This window comes from Streptomyces sp. NPDC046308, assembly GCF_055588065.1.
In genome coordinates, this window is the sequence record NZ_JBVJFB010000003.1 from 785,337 (window position 1) to 804,830 (window position 19,494).

Here is a 19,494-nt window from a genome sequence, read left to right on the forward strand (position 1 = left end):
AAGGGCCTTTCAGTGCTGGTAGCCGTAGACGCCGCGCGACTGGTCGCGTACGAGTCGGCCCTGTTCGAGTTCGATGACGCGCTTGCGCATCTGGTCCACGATCTGCTGGTCGTGCGTGGCCATGATCACGGTGGTGCCGGTCCGGTTGATCCGGTCCAGCAGCTTCATGATCCCCACGGAGGTCTGCGGGTCGAGGTTGCCGGTGGGCTCGTCCGCGATCAGCAGGGCGGGGCGGTTGACGAAGGCGCGGGCGATGGCCACGCGCTGCTGCTCACCACCGGAGAGCTCGCCGGGCATCCGCTCCTCCTTGCCGCCCAGGCCCACCAGTTCGAGGACCTGCGGGACGGCCTTGCGGATCTCGCCCCTGGGCTTGCCGATGACCTCCTGAGCGAAGGCCACGTTCTCGGCCACCGTCTTGTTGGGCAGCAGGCGGAAGTCCTGGAAGACGGTCCCCAACTGGCGCCGCATCTGCGGGACCTTCCAGTTGGAGAGCTTGGCGAGGTCCTTGCCCAGGACGTGCACCTGGCCGTGGCTCGCCCGCTCCTCGCGCAGGATCAGCCGCAGGAAGGTGGACTTGCCGGAGCCGGAGGAGCCGACCAGGAAGACGAACTCGCCCTTGGCGATGTCGAGGGAGACTTCTCTGAGTGCGGGTCGGCTCTGCTTCGGGTAGGACTTGGAGACACTGTCGAATCGGATCACGGGTGCACCACGGTCGCCGGGAGTAGGTGTGCGTGACCATACGCGAACGGGCGCGAGGTGTGGACCCGGCATCCGGACTTGCCCCTTTTATCCCGGGGTGTGTGCGGCTGCGGGCCGCTCCGGAGCGTGATTGCCCGGACGGGCCGCGCCGAATGTCCGCGAAGCTGGCACAGTGGTAGGGGGAACGGTCTGGTTCCCCACGCCGTTATAGGCACAGACAAGACCGAGGGGACGAGAGGAGGAGCGCATGACATATGACCGGCTCGTGTGCGCGAACTGCGCCGCACCCGTCAGCCAGGGCCGCTGCCCGGTGTGCCGGGCGAACCGGGAGCGCCTCCAGCAGGAGGGCCCCTTCTCCGGCCTCAATCCCGTGACCCTCATCGTGCTCATGGTGGTCCTCGTGGCAGCTTTGGTGCTGGTGGCCCAGCAGACCGCCTGAGCGCGGTGCCCGCGCCCTGCGCGCCGCGTGACCGATCAACACGAACGAGGGCCCGGACATCGCCGATGTCCGGGCCCTCGTTCGTGTGCGTCCGCTCACGCGCTACGCGGTCTGCTCCTGCTGCTTGCGCCAGCGGATCCCGGCCTCCAGGAAGCCGTCGATCTCGCCGTCGAGCACCGCCTGCGGGTTGCCGACCTCGAACTCCGTCCGCAGGTCCTTGACCATCTGGTACGGGTGCAGGACGTAGGAGCGCATCTGGTTGCCCCAGGAGCTTCCGCCGTCCTTGAGGGCGTCCATCTTGTCCTTCTCCTCCTGGCGGCGCCGCTCGAGCAGCTTGGCCTGGAGGACGTTCATGGCGCTGGCCCTGTTCTGGATCTGCGAGCGCTCGTTCTGGCAGGACACCACGATGCCGGTCGGGATGTGCGTGATGCGCACGGCCGAGTCGGTGGTGTTGACGCCCTGGCCGCCGGGGCCGGAGGCGCGGTACACGTCGACGCGCAGCTCGGCCTCGTCGATCTCCACGTGGTCGCTGGTCTCGACGACCGGCAGCACCTCGACGCCCGCGAAGGAGGTCTGGCGGCGGCCCTGGTTGTCGAAGGGCGAGATGCGGACGAGGCGGTGGGTGCCCTGCTCGACGGAGAGGGTGCCGTAGGCGTACGGGGCCTTGACGACGAAGGTGGTCGACTTGATGCCGGCCTCCTCCGCGTACGAGGTCTCGTAGATCTCGGTGGAGTAGCCGTGCCGCTCGGCCCAGCGCAGGTACATGCGCTGGAGGCGCTCGGCGAAGTCGGAGGCGTCGACGCCGCCGGCCTCGGCACGGATGTTGACCAGGGCCTCGCGCTCGGCGTACTCGCCGGAGAGCAGGGTCCGGACCTCCATCTCGTCCAGCGCCTTGCGCACGGAGACCAGCTCCGCCTCGGCCTCCGCGAGGGTGTCCGCGTCGTCCATCTCCTGGGCGAGGTCGAAGAGCACCCCGAGGTCGTCGATGCGCCCCCGCAGCGTCTCGGTCTTCCGGACCTCCGCCTGGAGGTGCGAAAGCTTGCTCGTGATCTTCTGAGCGGCCTCCGGGTCGTCCCACAGGGACGGCGCGGCGGCCTGCTCCTCGAGCACGGCGATATCTGCCCTCAGCTTGTCGAGGTCCAGGACGGCCTCGATCGACCCCATGGTCGAGGAGAGGGACTTCAGCTCTTCGGAAACATCGACGACTGCCACGGGTCCAGCGTAGCCGGTCCCCGGACAACGCCGTCCGGGCAGGCCGGATCGCCCGTTCTGATGATGGCTCGCACGGGCGTACGCTCACGGTATGACCGTTCTCCTCGTCAAGCGCCGCCATGTCGACCACATGCGTGTCACGACGACGAGCTGTCAGCCGCCGGACCGTACCCAAGCCTGATCCACCCCGATCCGACTTGGTCCTGTACGCGGCTCACGCGGTCCCGGCACCACCCCTGTCGGCGACCCACCTCCACCCGCGGACCCCGCCACCTCTGGGGAACAGGACCCCGTGACATCCGAAACGGAGCCGTCATGCCGTCCGCGCACACCCTCCCCGTCCTGGACCTCTCCCAGGCCGACGACCCGGCCCAGCGGGCCGACTTCCTGAAGCAGCTGCACGCAGCGGCCAGGGACACCGGTTTCCTGCACCTGACCGGGCACGGCGTCACCGCCGCCGAGAGCGCCCGCATCCTGGAGCTGACCAGGGCGTTCTTCGCCCTCCCGGAGGCCGACCGGCTCGCCGTGAGCAATCTGAACTCCCCGCACTTCCGCGGGTACACCCGGATCGGCCACGAGCTGACCGGCGGGGCCTCCGACTGGCGCGACCAGCTGGACGTGGGCGCGGAGCGCCCGGCGCCGGTGGTGGGGCCGGACGACCCGGCGTACCTGTGGCTGGAGGGCCCGAACCAGTGGCCCGCCGCGCTCCCGGAGCTCCGTACGGTGGTCCTCGACTGGCAGTCCCGCCTCGCGGCAGTCGCCCACCGGCTGCTGCGGGAGCTCCTCACCTCGATCGGCGCCCCGGCCGACTTCTTCGACGACGCCTTCGCGGACCGGCCGCACCTGCACACGAAGCTGATCCGCTATCCCGGATCCTCCCCGTCCGGCGCGGACCAGGGCGTCGGCGCGCACAAGGACTACGGCTTCCTGACCCTGCTCCTGCAGGACTCCGTGGGAGGCCTCCAGGTCGTGCGCGACGGCGGCTACCTCGACGTCCCGCCGCTCCCGGGGGCGTTCGTGGTCAACCTGGGCGAGCTGCTGGAGATCGCGACGGAGGGCTACCTGACGGCGACGGACCACCGGGTGGTGAGCCCGCCGGGGTCGGTGGAGCGGTACTCGGTGCCGTTCTTCTACAACCCGCGGCTGGACGCGGTGATCGAGACCGTCCCGGGCGAGTACCTGCGCTCCGCGCCCGGGGTCGCGCACGACGAGTCGAACCCGCTGCACGCCGAGTACGGGCGCAACGAGCTGAAGGGCTGGGTCCGGGCCCACCCCGCCGTCGCGCGGCGCTGGCACCCGGAACTGGCCACGGCGTAGCCAAGGCTCCGCCCCGCCGCCCCACCGGGCTCCGCCCGGACCTGGGGCTCCGCCCCCGAGCTCCGACGTCCGGCGCTGTCGGCTGCGGCGCCGCTGCCGGGGGCCAGCCCCCCGGACCCCCGCTCCTCAAACGCCGGAGGGGCTGGAACAGCCCGGGCCCGCAGGGCTACGGCTTGCGGGGGACCGACTGCTTGCTGTCCTGGGGAGGCGGGGCGTCGTCGCCCGAGAAGGCCAGCCAGCCGCCCAGACCGACCGCCGCGGCCAGGGCCACGGCCGACACGGACAGCACCAGCCGCCGCTTGCGGGCCGCCTCCGCCCGGTGCCGGGCGGAGCCCGGCCGGTGGCCGCCGGCCGGACGCGGGACCCGCGCCGTGCCCAGCGCCCCGCCCGCCAGCTCGTCCGGCCCCGGCACCCGCATCGAGGTGTGGGTGTCCCGGTTGGAGTCCGTCGCGGAGCCCGGGACGAGCGGGACCACGCCCCGGCGGCGGACCGGGTCCGCGGCCGGCTCGTCCGCGGAGGGCTCGGGGTCCGGATCCGCGTCGTCCGGCTCGTCCACGTCCAGCGGCGGCATCCCGGCCAGCATCGGGAGCAGGTCCCGCAGCCGGACCGACAGCTCCGACGCCCGCAGCCGGGAGGCCGGGGCCTTGGCGAGGCACTGCACGATGAGCTGCCACAGCTCGTCGGGGATGCCCGGCAGCGGGACGACCGTCTCGGTCACGTGCCGCCGCAGCACCGCGCCCGGGTGGCCCCCGCCGAAGGGGGTGAAGCCGGCGAGGAGCTCGTACAGGACGGTGGCCAGGGCGTATATGTCCACGGCCGCCCGCGGGGGCAGCCCCTCCACGATCTCCGGCGCCAGGTAGTCCGGCGTGCCGATGATCCGGGTGGTGGGGGCCGAGGCCCGGCCCGCGGAGGCCCGCCGCGGGGTGTCGATCAGCTTGGCCACGCCGAAGTCGGTCAGCAGCGCCGGGTGGGCACCGCCGGGGCCGAGCGGACCCTGCATGTCCAGCAGCACGTTCTCGGGCTTGACGTCGCGGTGGACGACCCCCGCCGCGTGCGCGGCGGCCAGCGCGTCGGCGACGTCCGCGACGATCGCCACGGCCGCCTCGGGGGCGAGCCGCCGTTCCCGGTCGAGCCGCGTGCGCAGGTCCGTACCGCGGACGAGGTCCATGACGAGGGCGAGGTCGTTGCCGTCCACGACGAGGTCACGCACGGAGACCACGTGCGGATGGTCCAGGCCGAGCAGCGCGCTGCGCTCCTGGACGAAGCGTCCGACCAGTTCCTGGTCGGACGCGAGGTCCTCGCGCAGCAGTTTGACGGCGACGGGCCCGTCAGGCCCCTCGCCCAGCCACACCGTGCCCGCGCTGCCGCGCCCCAGGATCTGGTGCGCGGTGTACCGGCTGCCGATCTTCCGTGCCACGACTGCTCCCTCAGCGGCTGGCGTACGGCACCAAAGCTACGCGGCCGAGTGGGCGATGGAGGCCAGCAGGGGCCCGGATTCGCGGCGACCTTCACTTCTGCGGGCGAAATCACCCCTCAGAAGTCGACAAATCCACGAAGTCGGCTCTTCGGGCCCCGTCTCAGGGCTTTGTCGAGCCCGAGGACGCGGAGCCCGCGGAGTCGCCGACGGTGCTCACCCAGTCGACGGCGTCGGAGCCCCAGGTCCACAGCTGGTCCCACCAGCCCCGGCCGGTGCCGACCCACTCCTGGAGCGGGGTGAGCTCCCAGACCAGCCAGCCGGCCACGAAGAACAGCAGGATGACGACCAGGCAGCCCTTGAGGCAGCCGAGGCCGGGGATGCGCACGGGGTTGGCGCTGCGGCGGCGCGGCTCGCGCGGCTCCCGGGCCGGCCGCTGCGGCGGCGGAGCCTGCGGGGGCTGCTGCTGGGGCTGCGGCTGACGGTACTGGGGCTGGGCCTGCTGCGGGTACGGCTGGTGCTGCTGCGGCTGGTAGTGCTGCGGCGGCGGCTGAGGCGCGTACTGCTGCTGGGGCTGCTGCGGCTGGCGGTACTGCTGCTGAGGCTGCTGCTGGTACTGCTGCCCGGGCGGCGGACCCTGCCGGTACGGCTGCTGCTGCGGCTGGGGCCGGTGCTGCGGCGGCGGGGGCGCCTGCCGCTGCGGGCGGCGCCGCAGGGGGTCGTCGTTCGGGTCGAGGTACTGGACCTGCGTCTGCTCGTTGCGGTCGCGGGCGGCCCGCATCTGCGACTGCCACGGGTGCGGCTGGTCCGGCTGCTGCACGGGGGGCATGACCGAGGTCGGATCGGCCCCGGGGGCCCCCGCGCTCGGCAGCACCGAGGTGGCGTCGGCCGCGCCGACCGGCGGCATGACGCTGGTCATGGCGTTCGGGTCGTACGCCCCGAGGGGCGAGCCGGCGCCGGCGGGCAGCACCTGGGTCGGGTCGGCCGCACCTGGCGTGTCGGGGACCGGCGCCGGAGAGGGGTCGGGCGCGAGCAGCGCGCCCACGCCGAGCGCGGCCTCCACCTCGACGGCCGAGGAGTGCACGCCGATGCCGGCGGCGACCACGCGCAGGCCGCGGGCCAGGCTCACCGCGCTGGGGCGCTCGCCCGGCTCCTTGCGCAGGCACCGCTCGACGACCGTCCACAGCGGCTCGGGCACGGTCGAGGGGCGCTGCGGCTCCTCGCTGAGGTGCCGGTGGAGCACTTCGAGGGCGGAGCCGCCGCCGAACGGCGGGCGTCCGGTGAGCAGCTCGTAGAGGAGGATGCCGGCGCCGTAGATGTCGACGGCGGAGGTCTGCGGGCGGCCTTCGGCGGACTCGGGCGCGACGTAGGCGGGGGTGCCGACGAACTCGTGGGTGCGGGTCAGGCCCGGGGAGTCCGCGAGGCGGGCGATGCCGAAGTCGGTGAGCATCGGCTTCATCTGGCCGCCGCGCTCGTCGAGCAGGACGTTGGCGGGCTTCAGGTCGCGGTGGACCACCCCGTCGGCGTGGCTGGCGGCGAGCGCGTCCGCGATCTGGGCGGTCAGCAGGCTCGCGGCGACGGGCGTGAAGGGGCCGTTCTCGCGGAGGTACTTGTGCAGGTCCGGACCGTCGATCAGGTCCATGGCCAGGGCGAGCAGATCACCCTCCACGACGAGGTCGCGCGTGCGCACGATGTTGGGGTGGGTCAGGCGCAGCAGGACCGAGCGCTCGCGCAGGAAGCGCATGACGATGTCGGGGTCCTGGGCCAGCTCCTCCTTGAGGACCTTGATGGCCACGGTCTCGCCGGGCTGTCCGGCGACGGCCGCCTCCGCGCCGGCGGCCTCCCTCTGGCGGGCGCGCCAGACGGTGCCCGTGGCGCCGCGCCCGAGCGGCTCCTCGAGCAGGTATTTACTGCCGACTGGCCGCACGTCTCGCGCTCCCCTGCTGTCGTCTGTTGGTGGTCGACCGGTGGTCGAGTGGTGGTCGATCCGCTGGTTGTTTTTCCGGCCCACTCTAGGGGGTGTCCCCCGGGAAGACGCCGGTCGCCGGAGGTTGGTTGCCGCACATATGTACGGAGGGTGATGTTCGCGGGGTATGCCCGTGGCGTTTTTCCGCCTCTTTCCCCCGCCGGCCGTCCGTATCCCGTCGAGGTCCGCGCCCGTCGCGACCGATCAAGATCATTTCTTGGTGGGTGCCGGGCGTGTTGTCCGCGACAGGTGCGAGGATGCACCCGTACGGAACGGCACGGGACGGGAGCCCCGCCTTCCGGCAGACCTGACCGGACGACGCGTCCGTGCCGGGTGGGGGGCGATCGGGCAGCCATGTCCCGAAATCCCCTGCCGGGCGCACACACCGCGCACCGCGCAGAAGGGACCGCTGACGGCGATGCAGATCCGGCTGACCGTCCTTGGGTCGCGCAGCGGCCACCAGACCGCGACCGCCCCCGCGAGCTGTGACGTGCTCGTCACGGCCCCGGCCGGCACCGCCCTGGCCGCGGTCGCCTCCGGCCTCGCGGCGACCGTCGGCGGACCCGACACCGGGGGCACGGTCGTGCTCTACGCCGGTTCCGAACGCCTCGACCTCCAGCGGCGGGTGCTGGGCGAGCCGCCGCTCGTGGACGGCGCGGTCCTGGCCCTGCACGGGCCCGTGCCGGACGTGCTGCCCGAGGACGGCCTCGGCGCCCCCCAGCTGCACGTCGTCGCCGGACCCGACGCGGGCGGGGTTCACCTGCTGCACAGCGGACAGATCCGGGTGGGCAGATCCGCCGACGCGGACGTCCCGCTGGACGACCCCGACGTGTCCCGGCTGCACTGCGCGGTCACGGTGATCCGCGACGGGCGGGTCGCGGTGGCCGACCTGGACTCGACGAACGGCACCACGCTGGACGGCGTCCCCGTGGGACCCCAGCCCGTCGCCCTGCCGCCGGGTGCGCTGCTGCGGGTCGGCGAGTCCACCCTGCGGCTCGCGCCCGCGGGCGCGACGCCCCCGCTGACCGTGACCCCGGACCAGGAGGGCCACCTCTCGGTCCCGCCCCCTGCGGGCGCCCCCGGCTGGTCGGGCGCCGCCGGTACGCCCTCGGGCCCGCTCCCCGCACCCGCCGGCCCGGGCCCGACGGGCACCGCCGGCCCGGCGCCGGACGGCTCCGGCGGAGCCGGACGCGTCACGGGGCCGCACGGACCGGCCGAAGCAGCCGGGCGGGCCGGTTCCGGCGGGCCCCACGCCCCGGCCGGAGCCGGGTGGACGGGCGCCGGCCCGGGCGGGGCCGACGCGCTCCCGGGGCCGCGCCCCGGAACTCCCGCCGGACCGCCGGACGCCTTCGGTCCGGCCGGTGACGGCCGCGCGTCCGCAGGCGCCGTCGCCCCCGCGGGCCGCCGCAAGGGACTCGGGGCCTGGGCCCGCAAGTGGGTGCGCGGGGACGACCTCGCCGAGGCCGCGCCGGAGTCGGCGCCCACGGCCGCCGCCCCCGACCCCGACGACCCGGCCGCGCTGCTGCTGGCCGCGATGGGACCCACCGAGCGCCTGTGGTCCCGTACGCCCGGACAGCCCGGCCACGCCCGGGCGCTGGAGGTGGGGCTCGGCGCCGGGAGCCGGGTGTCGCTGCCGGAGGTCGGCGCCCTCGGCGTCGCGGGCCCCCGGGCCCGGCTGACCGGGGTCGCCCGCTGGGTGGTCGCCCAACTGGCGGGGCTGCACGCGCCGGGGCAGCTCGAGATCGTGCTCGTGGCCACCGACCGGGCGCGCGGCCTCGCCGAGCGGCGGCGCGACTGGGGCTGGCTCGGCTGGCTGCCCCACGTACGGCCCGCGCACGGCCAGGACTGCCGGCTCCTCCTCGCCTACGACCGCGACCAGGCCGTCGCCCGCACCGGTGAGCTGACCCGGCGCCTGGACGACGGTCCCCTCGGCGTGCACTGGGCCGCCGCCGACGCCGGGCAGGTCCGCCGGGCCGCCGCCGTCTACGACGGCCCGCACACGCTCGTCGTCCTCGACGGCGATCCCGGCGCGGGCCCGCTGCGCGACATCACCGGGCGGCTCGCCTCGCACGGCCCGGCCGCCGGGATCCACGTGCTCGCGCTCGCCGAGGCCCCGGCCGCCACCGCCGCCTCGCCGGTCGCCGAGACGTACGAGGCCGCCTGCGCGGGCAACCCCGCCTTCCGGGACTGCGGCGCGGTCGCCCTGCTCAGCGGGGAGGTGGCCACGGCCGTACGGACCTTCGCGGTCAGCGGCGGCCGGCCGGTGCCGGCCGGGGGCACCGCCACCGCCGACGCCGTCTCCGCCGCCTGGGCCGAGCGCTTCGCGCGGGCGCTGGCGCCCCTGCGCACCACCGACGGCTGCTCCGCGGCTCCGTACCGGCCGTCCGCCGCCACCCTGCCCGCGACCGCCCGGCTGCTGGACGAGCTGGGGCTGGCCCGGGCCACCCCGGCCTCCCTGATGGCCCGCTGGGCCGCCGCCACCGACCAGGGGCAGGGCACGGGCGGCCTCGCCGAGATCGTGCTGGGCAGCGGGCGGCGCGGCCCCGTCGGCACCGAGCTGGTCCACGACGGCCCGCACCTGCTGATCGAGGGGCCCGCCGGGAGCGGGCGGACGGAGCTGCTGCGGTCGGTGGCCGCGTCGCTGTCCGCGGCCGCTCGGCCCGACCGGCTCGGGCTGCTCCTCCTCGACGGGGCCGGCGGTGAGCGCGGCGACGGGCTGCTGCCCTGCACCGACCTCCCGCACGTCTGCGCCCACCTGGTCGCCTCCGACCCCGTGCGCATGCGGGAGTTCGCGCAGGCGCTGGGCGCGGAGCTGAAGCGCCGCGCCGAGCTGCTGGAGGGGTTGCCGTTCGCCGAGTGGCACGCCCGGCGCGAGGTCTCCGACCGGATGGTCTCGCCCCGCCGGCCCACCCCCGGCGAGCTGCGCGGCGACCTGGAGCCGCAGCGCACCGGCACGCTCCGGCTCCGCGCCTCGACCACCCGTACGGACCCGGCCGGGCCGAGCCCGCTGCCCCGCCTGGTGGTGCTGGTGGACGACCTCGACGCCCTGGTCGCGCCGGGACTCGGCAGTACGGGCCGGCCCGCCGCCGGCTCGGTGGTGCGCGCTCTGGAGGCCGTCGCCCGCGAGGGTGCCCCGCTCGGCGTGCACCTGGTGGCCACGACCGCGCGCCCGGACCGCACGGCCGGGACCGGGCCGGCCCGGCTGACCGCCCTGCGCGTGGAGCTCGACGCCCCCGACCAGCCGGGGCCCGGCCGCGGCCTGCTCCGGCACGCGGACGGCCGCACGGTCCCGTTCCAGGCCGGCCGGGTCACCGGACGGATCCCCCGGACGGCGACCTCGAGGCCGACCGTGGTCCCGGTGGAGTGGGAGCGGATGGGTGATCCGCCGGCCCGCCGGCCGGTGCGCGAACTGGGCAACGGGCCGACCGACCTCGCGCTGCTGGCCAGCGCCCTGGAGCGGGCCGCGCACCTGGTCTCGGCGATACCCGTGCCGTTCCCGCCCGCTCCCTGACGCCTCCGGCGCTCAAGACCGCCCCCGCGACGCGGTATTGCGGGGGCGCGCGGGTCGGCGTAGACCTTGTGGTCCGGGACACACCACGGGCATCGGGGGCAGAACCATGCGCAGGCACGGAACGAGCCGTACGACACTCATCTGGACGGCTCTCGCCGCGGCGGGCGCGCTCGCGCTCAGCGCGTGCGGCGACAGCGGCACGGAGGAGAAGACGGACCCGCCGAAGGCCGCGGGTCCGACCGGGCCGCAGGTGGAGTTACCGAAGCTGGACGGGGAGAAGCTGGAGGTCGCCGCGGTTTGGACGGGTCCCGAGCAGGCGAACTTCACCAAGGTACTGAAGGAGTTCGAGAAGCGGACGGGGGCCACCGTGACCTTCGTCCCGGCCCAGGACCCCATCGTCACCTTCCTCGGCACGAAGATCGCGGGCGGTGCCCCGCCGGACGTGGCGCTGCTGCCGCAGGTCGGCGCGCTGGTCTCGGCCGTGCAGAACAAGTGGGCGCAGCCGGTGGGCCCGGAGGCCCAGGCGCAGCTGGACAAGAACTACTCGGCGGGCTGGAAGTCGCTCGGCGCGGTCGGCGGCACCCAGTACGGCGTGTACTACAAGGCCGCCAACAAGTCGCTGATCTGGTACAACGCAAAGGCCTTCGAGGCGGCCGGGGTCAAGCCCCCGACGACCTGGAAGGAGCTGATCACGGCGGCCGACACGCTGTCCGCCTCCGGTACGCCCGCCGTCTCGGTGGCGGGCGCGGACGGCTGGACCCTCACCGACTGGTTCGAGAACGTCTACCTCTCGCAGGCGGGCCCGGAGAAGTACGACCAGCTGGCCAAGCACCAGATCAAGTGGACCGACAACAGCGTCAAGCAGGCGCTGACCACGCTCGGCGAGCTGTTCGGGCGCAAGGACTTCCTGGCGGGCGGGTCGAGCGGGGCGCTGTCCACGGAGTTCCCGAAGTCGGTGACGCAGACCTTCACCGGCGGCGACCGGCCGGCGGCCGCGATGGTCTTCGAGGGTGACTTCGTGGCGGTGAACATCGCGCAGACCGAGGCGAAGGTGGGCGAGGACGCCCTGGTCTTCCCCTTCCCGGCGGTCGGCGGGAAGGCCCCGGTGGTCTCGGGCGGTGACGTGGCGGTCGCGCTGAAGCCCTCGAAGGGCGCGCAGGCCCTGTTGACCTTCCTGGCCTCGGCGGACGCGGCGCAGATCCAGGCCCGTGAGGGCGGTTTCGTCTCCCCGAACAAGGCGGTGGACCCGGCCGCCTATCCGAACGACATCCAGCGGAACATCGCGAAGGCGCTGATCGCGGCGGGCGACGACTTCCGCTTCGACATGTCGGACCAGGCCCCGGCGGCCTTCGGCGGGACCCCGGGCGCGGGCGAGTGGAAGGCGCTCCAGGACTTCCTGGCGAACCCGTCGGACGTGGCGGGCACGCAGGCGAAACTGGAGGCGGACGCGGCCAAGGCCTACGGGAACTAGGCCCGTGACGGCCTCGGTCAAGGCCGGCCGCGGGCTGTCCGCGGAGGCCCGGCGCCGCCGTCTGGTCGCGGCGGCGTTCCTCCTGCCGGCCCTCGTCCTGCTCGGCGCGCTCGTCGTGCACCCGATCGGCTACTCGCTCTACCGCAGCTTCTTCGACCGCTCGGGAGGCACGTTCGTCGGCGGCGACAACTACCGGGAGATCCTGAGCGACGACACCATCCGCACCGCCCTGAAGAACACGGCGGTGTGGGTGGTGCTCGCCCCGACCACGGCCACCGCCCTCGGTCTGATCTTCGCCGTGCTCACCGAACGGGTCCGCTGGGGTACGGCGTTCAAGCTGCTGGTGTTCATGCCGATGGCGATCTCGATGCTGGCGGCGGGCATCATCTTCCGGCTCGTCTACGACCACGATCCCGACCGGGGCGTCGCCAACGCGGTCTGGGTGGGGGTCCACGACACCTTCGCGGAGTCCTCGGCCTTCCCCAAGGCGCGCCCGGGCCGGGACTCGCCGCTCGCCGACGCCGGCGGGGGCGCCTTCGTGACGCGCGACCCGGTCCGCGCGGGCACCCCGGTGCTGCTGCCGCTGGTCGGCGTGGCCCCGGAGTCCCTGCCCGAGGGGACGCGGACGGCGAAGGCGGCGGATCCCGAGCCGGGGAAGGTCACCGGAACGGCCTGGCAGGACTTCACCCGCGGCGGGGGCGGCCGTACGAACGCGGTCGACCCGACCGAGTCGGCCTTCGCGGGGATGCGGATCGAGGCGGTCAAGGACGGCCGGGTCGTCGACACGGCCACGGCCCGCGCCGACGGCACCTTCACCCTGTCCGCGAAGGCCGACGGGGCGCTGCTGCGGCTGCCCGCCGCCAACTTCCGGGAGGCGTACAGCGGGGTGCAGTGGCTCGGCCCGACGCTGATCACCCCGGCGGTCATCGGGGCGTACGTCTGGATGTGGGCCGGGTTCGCGATGGTTCTGATCGGAGCCGGGCTGGCGGCCGTACCGCGCGAGCTGCTGGAGGCGGCGCGGGTGGACGGGGCCAACGAGTGGCAGGTGTTCCGCCGGATCACCGTGCCGCTGCTGGGGCCGGTCCTGGCGGTCGTGCTCGTCACCCTCGTCATCAACGTGATGAAGATCTTCGACCTGGTCTTCGTGATCGCGCCGGGCGCGGTGCAGGACGACGCGAACGTGCTCGCGCTGCAGCTGTACCGGACCTCCTTCGGCACCGACGCCGATCCGGGCCTGGGCAGCGCCATCGCCGTGCTGCTGCTGGTGCTGGTGATCCCGGTGATGCTCGTGAACATACGCAGGCTCCGGAAGGAGGGATCCCGATGAGTTCGTCCGGGCCCGAACGGACCGGGAGCACCGCAGGGGCCGGGAGCACCGTGGGCCGACTGGCGGGGAGGGCCGCGGGCGGGGCGCTGCGGGTGTTCCTGGTCCTGGCCGCACTGTTCTGGCTGCTGCCCACCCTCGGGCTGCTCATCTCCTCGTTCGTCTCCCCCACCGACCTCAACAAGGGCGGCTGGTGGCAGGTGCTGACGGCGCCCTCGCGGCTGACCGCCGGCAACTACGAGCGGCTGCTGGCCAACGACACGATCACCGGATCGCTCCTGAGCACGGTCGCGATCGCCGTGCCGGCCACCCTGCTCGTGCTGGTCCTGGGCGCGTTCGCCGGATACGCCTTCGCCTGGCTGGAGTTCCCCGGCCGGGACTGGCTCTTCCTCGTCGTCGTCGGGCTGCTCGTGGTCCCCGTACAGGTGGCGCTGATCCCGGTGTCCGAACTCTTCGGCGCCATCGGGCTGTTCGAGACCACGGCGGGAGTGGTCCTCTTCCACACCGCCTTCGGACTGCCCTTCGCCGTGTTCCTGCTGCGCAACTTCTTCGCGGAGATCCCGCGCGAGCTGCTGGAGGCGGCCCGCCTCGACGGGGCGGGTGAACTGCGGCTGTTCGCCCGGGTGGTGCTGCCGCTCGGCGGGCCCGCGATCGCCTCGCTCGGCATCTTCCAGTTCCTGTGGGTGTGGAACGACATGCTCGTGGCGCTGGTCTTCGCGGACTCGGCGAACCCGCCGGTGACGGTCGCGCTCCAGCAGCAGGTACGGCAGTTCGGCAACAACATCGACGTGCTGGCGCCGGGGGCGTTCCTGTCGATGGTGGTCCCGCTCGTCGTCTTCTTCGCGTTCCAGCGGCAGTTCGTCACGGGGGTGATGGCCGGCGCGATCAAGTGATCGACGTGCGACGTTGACACTGCGTAACCCGATTGCCACACGCTGCGTAACCCGAACGCCACGCCGGGGGTTCCTGGGGGCACTCCCCCAGCGGTAGCCGGGGGAAACATGCCCGCGCCGACCCCTGGATGTGCCGTGCCCCGGTTCAGCGTCATCGTGCCCGCGTACAAGGTCCAGGCGTACCTCCAGGAGAGTCTGGACTCGGTCCTGACGCAGTCGTACCCGGATCTGGAACTGATCGCGGTCGACGACGCCTCACCCGACGCCTGCGGTTCGATCATCGACGAGTACGCGGCCCGTGACGCCCGGGTCACCGCCGTGCACCTGGCGCACAACCTGGGCCTGGGCCCGGCCCGCAACGCGGGCCTGGCCCGGGCCACCGGCGACTACCTGGTCTTCCTCGACGGCGACGACACCCTCGCCCCCGGCGCCCTGCAGGCCATCACCGACCGGCTGAAGGCCACCGGCTCCCCCGACGTCCTCGTCTACGACTACGCGCGCACCTTCTGGTCGGGCGAGCTCGTGCGCAACCGCCTCGCGCACCGGCTGTCCGAGGAGGGCCCGGCCAGCTTCCGGCTCGCCGACCGCCCGGCGCTGCTGGCCATGCTGATGGTGGTGTGGAACAAGGCCTACCGCCGCGAGTACGTGGAGCGCGAGGGCCTCGAATTCCCGCCCGGCCTCTACGAGGACACCCCCTGGACCTACCCGGCGCTGCTGGCCGCGGAGTCCGTCGCCGTCCTGGACCGGGTCTGCGTGCACTACCGCCAGCGGCGCACCGGCTCGATCCTGACCACCACCAGCCGCCGCCACCTCGACATCTTCGACCAGTACGACCGGGTGTTCGGCTACCTCGCCGGCCGTCCCGAACTGGAGCGCTGGCGCCCCACCGTGCACCGCCGCATGGCCGAGCACTTCTGTGCCCTGTACGCCGACCCGCGCCGCCTCCCGCGCGCCGGCCGGGCCGAGTTCTTCAGCCGGGCCTCCGAGATGCTGCGCCGCTACCGGGCCCCGGGCGGCAGGTCCGCGCTGCCGCTGTCCCTGTCGCGGACCGACCGGGTCCGGCACACCCTGATGCGGCTGGGCACCCGGCGCACCTACCGGCTGCTGTCCGCGCTGCGCTCGGCCGGGCTGGCGCTGGGCCGCGCGGCCTCGACCCTGTGGCAGGGCCTGCGCGAAACGGCCCGGCGCCTGCACTACCGGATCCAGCGCCTGCTCCCGCTGCGCCCGGAGCTCGCGGTCTTCTCCGCGTACTGGCACGGGGGCTACGCCTGCAACCCGGCGGCGATCGAGGCCAAGCTGCGGGAGCTGGCGCCCCGGATGCGGACGGCGTGGATCTGCGACCCGGCGCACGCGGCGACCCTGCCCCGGGAGACGACGGCGCTGCGCCCGGGATCGGCGGCGTACTGGACCGCCCTGGCACGGGCCACCTACCTGGTCACGAACGTCAACTTCGACCGCGCCCTGGTCAAGCGCCCCGGCCAGATCCTGGTCCAGACCCAGCACGGCACCCCGCTCAAGCGCGTCGGCCTCGACCTCCAGGACCGCCCGGCCGCCACCCCGACGACGGACTTCGCGGGTCTGCTGCGCGGCGCCGACCAGTGGGACTACCTGCTCTCCGCGAACCGGCACTCCACCCTGGTCTGGGAGAAGGCGGTCCCGTCCTCCTACACGACCCTCGAATACGGCTACCCGCGCAACGACGTCTTCCACCGGGCGACCCGCGCGGACGTACTGGAGCTGCGCGAACGGCTCGGCATCCCGGCGGGCTCGACGGCCGTCCTGTACGCGCCCACGCACCGCGACTACCGGCGCAGCCGGCCGGAACACCTGGACTTCGAGCGGGTCCTGCGCGATCTCGGCCCGCGCTTCACGATCCTCGCCCGCACCCACCTCACGTACGCGGACTCCGACCGCGCGTGGGAGCCGCACCCGCGGCTGCTGGACGTCTCCTCCCACCCGTCGGTGGAGGAGCTCTGCCTCGCCTCGGACGCGCTCGTCACGGACTACTCGTCCCTGATGTTCGACTACGCGGTGCTGGACCGGCCGATCGTGATCCACGCGGACGACTGGGAGGCGTACGAGGCGGCCCGCGGCACCTACTTCGACCTGCGGTCGTGCCCGCCGGGTGCGATCGCCCGGACCCAGGACGAGCTGGTGGACATCTTCACCACCGGCCACTGGCAGGGCTCGCGCTCCGCGCAGCTGCGGGCGGCGTTCCGCGGGCGGTTCTGCTCGTACGACGACGGCCACGCGGCGGAGCGCGTGGTCCGGCGGATCTTCCTGGGCCAGACGGCCCCGATCCCCGCGATCACCCCCCTCGCGGACCGCCGCCCCACCCCTGCGGCCCCGGCCGCCACCCCGGCCCAGGAACCCACCCTGGCCCACCTCTGGCCGTAACCGGCTTGTGGCGGCCGGATAGCCCGCGCGGCTCCGCCGCGAACCCCGCTCGTAGCGGGGCCACATCACGCGCGCGGCGCCGCTGCGGGGGCTCCGCCCCCGAACCCCCGCTCCTCAAACGCCGGAGGGGCTGAATCTGCCCGGCCCCGCCGACACCACCCCAGCCCCACCGGTACCACCCCAGCCCCGCCGGCGTTTGAGGCGCGGGGGCGGGGGCGGAGCCCCGGGAGGCGGGTCGCGGGGTCAGGCGGACCGCAGCCCGGCCACCACCGACCGCGCGAGCTCGTCGAGATAGCCCCCGGGGACGGCGTCCCCCACGACCACCTGCCGCCAGTACAGCGGCCCGATCGCCAGATCGAGCGCCCGATCCGGGTCCACCCCTTCCGCCAGCTCGCCGCGCGAAACCGCCTCGCCGACGATGCCCGCGGCAACCCGTCGCTGCCCCTCCAGCAGCGCCCCCCGCACCGCGTCCGCGATCTCCGGGTTCCGCGCCGCCTCCACCAGCAGGTCGGGGATCACCGCCGACGCCACCGGGTGCCTCAGCACGTGGGACATGACCTCCAGCAGCGCCCGTACGTCCCCGTAGAGCGAGCCCGTCGCCGGGACCGGCAGGCCGTCCGCAGCGAAGGCCCCGATCAGGTCGAGCACCAGGTGCAGCTTGGACTTCCAGCGCCGGTACACCGCGGTCTTGCCGACGCCCGCCCGCCGCGCGATGCCCTCGATGGACATCCGCGCGAACCCGACCGCGGCCAGTTCCTCCAGCACCGCTTCGCGGATCGCCTCGGTCACGTCCTCACGCAGCACGGCGGCGCCCGCGGGGGCTCTACGGGAGGGGGCTGCGGGGGCGGGGGCGGCGGAGGGGTCCGTGGTCATGCACAGAGCATAGCCGCGCCCACGTCACGACGATACGGTTGCGTTCCGACGTAGCACGCCATAACCTCACCGTAGCGACGATACGGACCCGTCCCATCGCCAGCCGACGCCCTGACCCCGTCGAAAGCGAACCCTGTGACCACCGCGACCGCACCCAAGCCCGCGCCCGCCGCCCCCTCCGCGGAACTCGCGCGACTCGCCGCCGCCCACGGCCTCACCCTCAGCGGCGCCCGCCCCTCCCTCCCGCGCTACGTCGCGGAGCTCTGGGACCGGCGCCACTTCGTGGCGGCGTACGCCACCGCCCGCATGCAGGCCACCTACAGCACGGCCAAGCTCGGCCAGGTCTGGCACCTGGTGACCCCGCTGCTCAACGCAGCCGTCTACTACTTCGTCTTCGGCCTCGCGATGAAGGCCAGCAGCGGAGTGCCGGACTACCTCCCCTTCCTGATCACCGGCGTCTTCGTCTGGGACTTCATCGGCAGCTCCGTCAACGCCGGCACCCGCGCCGTCCACAGCAACCTCGGCCTGGTCCGCGCCCTGCACTTCCCCCGCGCGAGCCTGCCGATCTCCACCGTCGTCCAGCTCTTCCAGCAACTGCTCGTCACCATGGGCGCCCTGGTCGTCCTGCTGCTCGCCTTCGGCCAGACGCCCGGGCCGGCGTGGCTCCTGGCCGTCCCGACGCTCCTGCTGATGGCCGTCTTCGCCGCCGGCTGCGCCATGGTCATGGCCCGCATCGGCAGCAAGCACCCGGACGTCAGCCAGCTGATGCCGTTCGTCCTGCGCACGTGGATGTACTCCTCGGGCGTCATGTGGTCCATCGACCAGATCCACAGGACGGGCGACCTTCCGCACTGGGTGCTGACGATGCTCAAGCTCAACCCCGCGGCCGTCTACATCGACCTGATGCGCTTCGCGCTCATCGACAGCTTCCAGGCGCACTCGCTCCCGCACCACGTGTGGCCGATCGCCATCGGCTGGGCCCTGCTCGCCGGCGTCGGCGGCTTCGTCTACTTCTGGAAGGCAGAGGAGGAATACGGCCGTGGCTGATACCCGAGAACGGATCCCCACCGTGATCGCCGACGGGGTCCACGTCATCTACAAGGTCCACGGCAGCGGCAGCCGCAAGGGCGGCGCCACCGCGGCCCTCAGCCGGATCTTCTCCCGCGGGCCGGCCCCCGGCGTCCGCGAGGTGCACGCCGTCAAGGGCGTCACCTTCACCGCGTACAAGGGCGAGGCCATCGGCCTCATCGGCTCCAACGGCTCGGGCAAGTCCACCCTGCTGGCCGCCATCGCCGGTCTCCAGCCGGTGGCCCGCGGCCGGATCTTCTCGCACGGCCAGCCGTCCCTGCTGGGCGTGAACGCCGCCCTGATGAACGACCTGACGGGCGAGCGCAACGTCGTGCTCGGCGGCCTCGCGATGGGGATGTCCAAGCAGCAGGTCCACGAGCGCTACCAGGACATCGTCGACTTCTCCGGCATCAACGAGAAGGGCGACTTCATCTCGCTGCCCATGCGGACGTACTCCTCCGGCATGGGCGCCCGCCTGCGGTTCTCCATCGCCGCCGCCAAGGACCACGACGTACTCATGATCGACGAGGCCCTGGCCACCGGCGACGCGGCCTTCCAGCGGCGCAGCCAGGCTCGCATCGAGCAGCTGCGCGAACGGGCCGGCACGGTCTTCCTCGTCAGCCACGGCATCAACACGGTCCGCGAGACCTGCGACCGCGCGATCTGGCTGGAGGCGGGCGTCCTGCGCATGGACGGCCCGTCCGCCGAAGTCTGCGACGCGTACGAGGCCTTCACCGCGGGCCGCTGAACACAGCGCCGGGCCCGCGCCTCACACGCGAGCCGCCAACGGGCCGGGGGGGGGGGGGGGGGGGGGGGAGGACACGGAACGACCAGAGGGGGACCACATACGACGGGCGGGGGGAAAAAAACAAGAAAAAAACTACCACCCAACCAACAAAAGAGAAATGAC

Annotated in this window: 14 protein-coding genes; 9 read left to right on the forward strand and 5 right to left on the reverse strand. The window is 73.6% G+C overall.

Going from position 1 to position 19,494, the window contains the following annotated elements; all coding sequences use genetic code 11:
* Positions 1-9: 9 nt before the first annotated feature.
* Positions 10-699, reverse strand: a complete 690-nt coding sequence (gene ftsE, locus ACZ6JT_RS17425; protein WP_030011324.1) for a cell division ATP-binding protein FtsE — start codon at positions 697-699, stop codon at positions 10-12.
* Positions 700-946: 247 nt separating this feature from the next.
* On the opposite strand from ftsE, the gene ACZ6JT_RS17430 reads away from it, so the two are divergent.
* The gene (locus ACZ6JT_RS17430) at positions 947-1,138 is read left to right on the forward strand and encodes a hypothetical protein (protein WP_365198949.1); all 192 of its coding nucleotides are present in this window, start codon (positions 947-949) and stop codon (positions 1,136-1,138) included.
* Between the two features lie 102 nt (positions 1,139-1,240).
* Here ACZ6JT_RS17430 and prfB read toward each other — a convergent pair whose 3' ends face one another.
* Positions 1,241-2,350, reverse strand: a complete 1,110-nt coding sequence (prfB, locus tag ACZ6JT_RS17435) for a peptide chain release factor 2 (RefSeq protein WP_469210670.1) — start codon at positions 2,348-2,350, stop codon at positions 1,241-1,243.
* Positions 2,351-2,665: 315 nt separating this feature from the next.
* Here prfB and ACZ6JT_RS17440 point away from each other — a divergent pair, with 315 nt between their 5' ends.
* Entirely contained in the window at positions 2,666-3,667 is a 1,002-nt protein-coding gene (locus ACZ6JT_RS17440) for an isopenicillin N synthase family dioxygenase (protein ID WP_469210671.1), read from the forward strand.
* Positions 3,668-3,833: 166 nt separating this feature from the next.
* Here the strand turns inward: ACZ6JT_RS17440 and ACZ6JT_RS17445 are convergent, their stop codons facing one another.
* Both ACZ6JT_RS17445 and ACZ6JT_RS17450 read right to left on the reverse strand, forming a co-directional pair.
* On the reverse strand, positions 3,834-5,084 hold the full coding sequence (locus ACZ6JT_RS17445; RefSeq protein ID WP_469210673.1) for a serine/threonine-protein kinase: 1,251 nt from the start codon (positions 5,082-5,084) through the stop codon (positions 3,834-3,836).
* A gap of 160 nt (positions 5,085-5,244) precedes the next feature.
* Positions 5,245-7,008 carry a serine/threonine-protein kinase gene (locus tag ACZ6JT_RS17450; protein ID WP_469210674.1) on the reverse strand — a complete coding sequence of 588 codons (1,764 nt, stop codon included), beginning with the start codon at positions 7,006-7,008 and terminating at the stop codon, positions 5,245-5,247.
* Between the two features lie 457 nt (positions 7,009-7,465).
* On the opposite strand from ACZ6JT_RS17450, the gene ACZ6JT_RS17455 reads away from it, so the two are divergent.
* From ACZ6JT_RS17455 to ACZ6JT_RS17475, 5 genes are all read left to right on the forward strand, one after another.
* Positions 7,466-10,558, forward strand: a complete 3,093-nt coding sequence (locus ACZ6JT_RS17455) for an FHA domain-containing protein (protein WP_469210676.1) — start codon at positions 7,466-7,468, stop codon at positions 10,556-10,558.
* Positions 10,559-10,664: 106 nt separating this feature from the next.
* A complete protein-coding gene (locus ACZ6JT_RS17460) occupies positions 10,665-12,029 on the forward strand; it encodes an ABC transporter substrate-binding protein (RefSeq protein ID WP_469210678.1) in 1,365 nt (454 codons plus the stop codon).
* 34 nt (positions 12,030-12,063) lie between these two features.
* On the forward strand, positions 12,064-13,356 hold the full coding sequence (locus ACZ6JT_RS17465; RefSeq protein ID WP_469210743.1) for a carbohydrate ABC transporter permease: 1,293 nt from the start codon (positions 12,064-12,066) through the stop codon (positions 13,354-13,356).
* Positions 13,353-14,246 (forward strand): carbohydrate ABC transporter permease, encoded by an 894-nt coding sequence (locus ACZ6JT_RS17470; protein WP_469210680.1) that lies wholly within the window; start codon positions 13,353-13,355, stop codon positions 14,244-14,246. The genes ACZ6JT_RS17465 and ACZ6JT_RS17470 overlap by 4 nt, the downstream gene beginning before the upstream one ends.
* A gap of 135 nt (positions 14,247-14,381) precedes the next feature.
* Entirely contained in the window at positions 14,382-16,643 is a 2,262-nt protein-coding gene (locus tag ACZ6JT_RS17475; RefSeq protein WP_469210682.1) for a bifunctional glycosyltransferase/CDP-glycerol:glycerophosphate glycerophosphotransferase, read from the forward strand.
* Positions 16,644-16,886: 243 nt separating this feature from the next.
* Here ACZ6JT_RS17475 and ACZ6JT_RS17480 read toward each other — a convergent pair whose 3' ends face one another.
* On the reverse strand, positions 16,887-17,516 hold the full coding sequence (locus ACZ6JT_RS17480; RefSeq protein WP_469210684.1) for a TetR/AcrR family transcriptional regulator: 630 nt from the start codon (positions 17,514-17,516) through the stop codon (positions 16,887-16,889).
* Between the two features lie 135 nt (positions 17,517-17,651).
* On the opposite strand from ACZ6JT_RS17480, the gene ACZ6JT_RS17485 reads away from it, so the two are divergent.
* Both ACZ6JT_RS17485 and ACZ6JT_RS17490 read left to right on the forward strand, forming a co-directional pair.
* The gene (locus ACZ6JT_RS17485) at positions 17,652-18,563 is read left to right on the forward strand and encodes an ABC transporter permease (RefSeq protein WP_469210685.1); all 912 of its coding nucleotides are present in this window, start codon (positions 17,652-17,654) and stop codon (positions 18,561-18,563) included.
* Positions 18,556-19,332: an ABC transporter ATP-binding protein gene (locus ACZ6JT_RS17490; RefSeq protein WP_469210687.1), complete on the forward strand. Its 777-nt coding sequence runs from the start codon at positions 18,556-18,558 to the stop codon at positions 19,330-19,332. Before ACZ6JT_RS17485 ends, ACZ6JT_RS17490 begins: the two co-directional genes overlap by 8 nt.
* The last annotated feature ends 162 nt before the right edge of the window (positions 19,333-19,494 follow it).

Bases quoted from the DNA above. Each gene is read 5' to 3' on its own strand.
- ACZ6JT_RS17480 (WP_469210684.1), bottom strand. From the start codon at position 17,516: ATGACCACGGACCCCTCCGCCGCCCCCGCCCCCGCAGCCCCCTCCCGT.
- ACZ6JT_RS17455 (WP_469210676.1), top strand. From the start codon at position 7,466: ATGCAGATCCGGCTGACCGTCCTTGGGTCGCGCAGCGGCCACCAGACC.
- ACZ6JT_RS17460 (WP_469210678.1), top strand. From the start codon at position 10,665: ATGCGCAGGCACGGAACGAGCCGTACGACACTCATCTGGACGGCTCTC.
- ACZ6JT_RS17440 (WP_469210671.1), top strand. From the start codon at position 2,666: ATGCCGTCCGCGCACACCCTCCCCGTCCTGGACCTCTCCCAGGCCGAC.
- ACZ6JT_RS17430 (WP_365198949.1), top strand. From the start codon at position 947: ATGACATATGACCGGCTCGTGTGCGCGAACTGCGCCGCACCCGTCAGC.
- ACZ6JT_RS17470 (WP_469210680.1), top strand. From the start codon at position 13,353: ATGAGTTCGTCCGGGCCCGAACGGACCGGGAGCACCGCAGGGGCCGGG.